A 4,104-nucleotide genomic window follows, 5' to 3' on the forward strand; every position below is an offset into this window, starting at 1 on the left:
AGCAGGACCGCCAGCACCGCATTGATGGTCAGGGTCAGCAACAGCGCCGGGCGCAGCGGATAGACCGCGAACATCTGCGCAGCGACCAGGATCAGCAGCACCGCCATCGAGCCGGATTGCGGCAGGCCCCAGATCGCCAGCAGTGCGGCAGCCGCCTGGGTGAGCACCAGCCGACGCACGGCGCCATCGTCGCCCTGCGGCGCAGTGTTGGCGCGACGCACGAACAGGAGGATCTGCAACACCAGGCCGGCGGCGCCGATCAAGGTCCGCGCATCGAGCGCCAGCCGCTCGCTGAGCAGATCGCGCAGCGGATCGACGGCAATCGCCAGCCAGGTGATGTACGCCGCCAGACTCAGCGGCGACGTCGGCGAGTTCCAGGACGAGCGGGCAGCGGGCGGCGCGGGATCGATCATCCGCCGAGCATCGCAGTACCGCGGCAGCGCGCCAAGGTGAGTTTTCTCACCCCCGGCGCATGCCTTTTCTCACCTGGGCGCAGCAGCGGCCGACTTCGACAATGGCCACACACCACCGAACCGGAGATTTTCCATGATCGACCTCGCCCTGCTGGCCTATGCGCTGATCGTCAAGCTGCACATTGCCGCCGGCGTCATCGCGCTGATCGCGTTCTGGACCGCCGGCTTCGCCCGCAAAGGACGTGGCGGACTGCACGTGAAAGCCGGCAGCGTCTACCTGGCGGCGATGCGGGCAATCCTGATCACCGGCTTGCCGATGGCCTTGTCGTCCTTCCTCAAGGGACATCCCGGCCAGGGCGTATTCCTGAGCTATCTGGTGGTGCTGGTCGCCACCACGGTGTTCGTGGCGCCGCGCGCGGTGCGCTACAAGCAGGATTTCGCCGGCTTCCGCAGCGGCGGCTACCGCATCTACGCGGTGCTGCTACCGGCCACGGCGCTGGCGGCGATGAGCTACGGCCTGATCGCCGGCAATGCGCTGCTGATCGGCTTCCCGGTGGTCGGCCTGGTCATCGGCGCCGGCATGTGGCGCAACCTGCGTCGCGCCAGCCCGGACGCCGGCTGGTGGTTGAAGGAGCATTACGGCGCGATGATCGGCAATGGCGTCGGCACCCATATCGCATTCCTCGCCATCGGCCTGTCGCGGCTGCTGCCGAAAGCGCAGGCGGAAACCGCGCAGCTGCTCGCCTGGTTCGGGCCGCTGAGCATCGCCACGATCGCCATCGTCCTGCTCAATCGCCGGCACCGGCGGCGTCATCCGCAGCCGCTGCTGGCGCACTGAACCGCAACTTCGGGGGTTAACCCTCAGTTGCCGGGGCAGGAGGCTGCGGATTCAATGGCGGCCATTCCTGCCGCGAGACGAGACATGCCTGAAGCGCTGAAGCAGCAGATGTCCCGCTCGACCACTCGCCTGCTCGCCGCCGCGCTGATGCTGGGTCTCGCCAGCGCTGCCGTCGCCGCCCCGGCCACGCCTGCCGCCGAGCCGAAGCTGCCGGTTCCGACTGACCCGGGCATGTTCACGGGCATGCTCAAGGGCTACAAGGACTGCCGCGCGAAGTACGCCGAGATGGATGCGCGGATCGATGCCGCCGGCGTTCGCGATGGCAGCTACTACCGGGTTCCCGGGTTCCCGTACTTGCGGACCGATCGCTACGTCGCCTCGCTCAAGGACAAGGTCAGCGGGCTCGACGAAGTCGCCGGCTGGACCCGACGCATGCGCGAATTCGATCAGGAAGCCCGCGAGTTCGAGTACCAGAACCTCGGCCTGTCGAGCGAGGAGATCGGCACCTGGCGCTATGACCTCCTGTCCTGCGGCAGCGGCCTGGCCAACCTCGAACTGTTCGAGGAAAAGAACATGGCCTTCCTGCGCAAGCAGGTCGTTCCCGGCAGTGACTACCGGCAAGCGCCCGCCAAGCTGACGGATGCCCAGCGCAAGGCCATCGCCGCGCAGGATGCCGCGGTCCTCAAGCGTTTCGCCGCTCCACTGCCGGCCGCCGATGCCAAGGCGCCGCTGAAGCTCTGGATCGTGAAGCCGGTCGAGGACATGGCACTGATCGCCAAGGGCTATGGCGGTGCCATCCCCGACGAACTCGGAGTGCCAGCGCTGGTCGATTCGCAATGGCGCGCGTTCGCCGAGCGCAACGCACCGGCGCTGTGGATCGAAACCGCTGGCAGCCGCGATCAGCCCGGCATGCCGATCGCGCAGGACAACGCAGTGACGGTGGACCCGGCGCAGCCGCGCATGCACTACCAGATCACCTTCACCCGCTTCGGCGACGTGCCGCTGACGCAGATCAACTACTTCATCTGGTTCGCCGGCCGCGAGGGCAACGAAGGCGCGCTCGACAGCCTGATCTGGCGCGTCACGCTCGATGGCCAGGCCGAGCCGCTGATCTACGAAAGCGTCAACGCCAGCGGCCGCAACCATCTGTGGTTTGCCGCCCAGCCGCTGAAGCGTCGCCCGGCCAGCGGCAAGGATGCAGAGCCTGCCGCCCTGTTCCCGCAAGCGGAGCCGATCAAGGGACCCGTCGCCCTGCGCATCGCCGCCGGCAGCCATGCGCTCCAGCGCGTCGTGCCGCTGGCCACCGTCGCGGCTTCGGGCGACAGCAGCGCCTACGAACTACGCCGCTACGAAGAGGTGTTCACGCTCGCCACCGCCAACGGCAAGACCCGCAGCCTCTACGACACCAGCGGCATCATTCCCGGCATCCGCGATACCGAGCAGGTTCCGGTGCTCGGCGATCGGGTGGCCGCGCCTGGCGCGCTGCACGTGCTGGGTCGTGTGCCGGTCGCGGCCACGGGCCAGACGTATTTCGACGATGCCGATCGGCTGAATTCGCTGTTCGTCGCACCGGGCAAGACCACCCGCTGAAAGTCGCTATTGCGCGACTGCGGCCTGGATCTTCAAGGCGCTCGGCGAACCGAGCGCTTTCAGCTCCTGAGCGAACAGCGCGATGCGCCATTCCTCGATCAGCCAGCGAGCCGGATGGAACGGGCCCTTCAGCTGCGTGGCGACGGCGCGCACCTGCTTGAGCATGTCGAGATCGCGCTGCGGCTTGTGCGGCAGGCGCTCGGCGCGAATCGTCGCGGCTTTCAGATAGACGCCGATGCGCGGCCAGATGTCGTCCGGAATGGCGTCGATGAAGCCTGGCGCGAACATCGTCTGCAGCTGATTGCGCAGATCGGTGTTGGCATCCGGCCAAGGCTTGGCGATCGCATCGAGCTTCTTGCGCAGCTCCATGCCGACCAGCAGCCAGGCGCAGACTTCTTCGAGCCGCTTGACCGCTTCGCGGCCGAACTCGCCGCGCTTCGCGAGTGCCGCGTGAAATGCGGCTTCATCGCGGATCGCGGCGGGATTCCAGTAACTGCGCGCGGCACGTTCAGCCACCTGCAACGCCAGTTGCTCGGCGCTCAGGCCGGTCTGTGCCAGTGAGATGCCGAGCCTGCTGCGCGCGGTTCTGGCGAGATCCTTCAGGCGATCGGCAACCCGTGCCAGCAGCAGCGCCTGAGTACCAGCGGCATGCGCCTGGCTGGCAGCCTCGGCGGACTCGAACAGCTTGAGCCCGATGCGCTCGTTGGCGCTGACCAGCGCCGGATAAGCCCGTGCGCCAGCGACTTCGATGAACGCCGGCATGGCGCCGAAATCCCAGTCGAGCACCACCTCGCGGGTCCAGCGCTTGGCTTCCGGGCTGGTCTCGGCGCGCTTGCTCAGTTCCGTTCTGGCGGCACCGCCGAAGCGCTGCTGCAAGGCAAGCAGGGATTCCGCTTCGCCCATCGCCTTGCCATCAGCCCCGACCAGCACCAGCCGCGGCTTCAGATGCGCTTCAAGCTTGGCTGGCGCGAAATCCTCCGGCTTCAGCAGTACGCCGTTCATGTCCTTGAAGCGTGCGCAGACCGCGTCCAGCAGCTCGCCGCCGGCCGGATTCGCCGCATTGGCGATCGCGTTCGCGTACTCGGCGGCCGGCGTGCACAGGCGGCGCAGGTTCATCGGCAGCGAACGGATCAGCGCTTCGATCTTCGCCGGCAGCAGGCCCGGCACCAGCCAGTCGAAACGCGCGGCCGGCAAGGTGAACAACTGGGCGATCGGAATCTCGAAAGTGACGCCATCGGCATCGGCACCGGGATCGTGCGAGTA

4 protein-coding genes are annotated in these 4,104 nt (G+C 67.5%); 2 read left to right on the forward strand and 2 right to left on the reverse strand.

Features of this window, described 5'->3' with window-relative positions; translation table 11 throughout:
* The coding region (locus tag QZY06_RS18290) for a hypothetical protein (protein ID WP_295686758.1) at nucleotides 1-413 on the reverse strand (413 nt) is incomplete at its 3' end.
* Nucleotides 414-546: 133 nt separating this feature from the next.
* On the opposite strand from QZY06_RS18290, the gene QZY06_RS18295 reads away from it, so the two are divergent.
* Together QZY06_RS18295 and QZY06_RS18300 are read left to right on the forward strand one after the other, a co-directional pair.
* Nucleotides 547-1,251, forward strand: coding sequence for a hypothetical protein (locus QZY06_RS18295; protein WP_295686759.1), 705 nt, complete (start codon nucleotides 547-549; stop codon nucleotides 1,249-1,251).
* An 84-nt stretch (nucleotides 1,252-1,335) separates the two neighbouring features.
* The gene (locus QZY06_RS18300) at nucleotides 1,336-2,841 is read left to right on the forward strand and encodes a hypothetical protein (RefSeq protein ID WP_295686762.1); all 1,506 of its coding nucleotides are present in this window, start codon (nucleotides 1,336-1,338) and stop codon (nucleotides 2,839-2,841) included.
* A 6-nt stretch (nucleotides 2,842-2,847) separates the two neighbouring features.
* Here the strand turns inward: QZY06_RS18300 and QZY06_RS18305 are convergent.
* Nucleotides 2,848-4,104, reverse strand: a 1,257-nt coding sequence (locus QZY06_RS18305; RefSeq protein WP_295686765.1) for a DUF3418 domain-containing protein, incomplete at its 5' end; no start/stop codon positions are given.

This window comes from uncultured Nevskia sp. (genome assembly GCF_903885465.1).
GTDB lineage: Bacteria > Pseudomonadota > Gammaproteobacteria > Nevskiales > Nevskiaceae > Nevskia.

What these genes read in the sequence shown, in the direction of transcription:
- QZY06_RS18295 (WP_295686759.1), top strand. Translation starts at nt 547, where the DNA reads ATGATCGACCTCGCCCTGCTGGCCTATGCGCTGATCGTCAAGCTGCAC.
- QZY06_RS18300 (WP_295686762.1), top strand. Translation starts at nt 1,336, where the DNA reads ATGCCTGAAGCGCTGAAGCAGCAGATGTCCCGCTCGACCACTCGCCTG.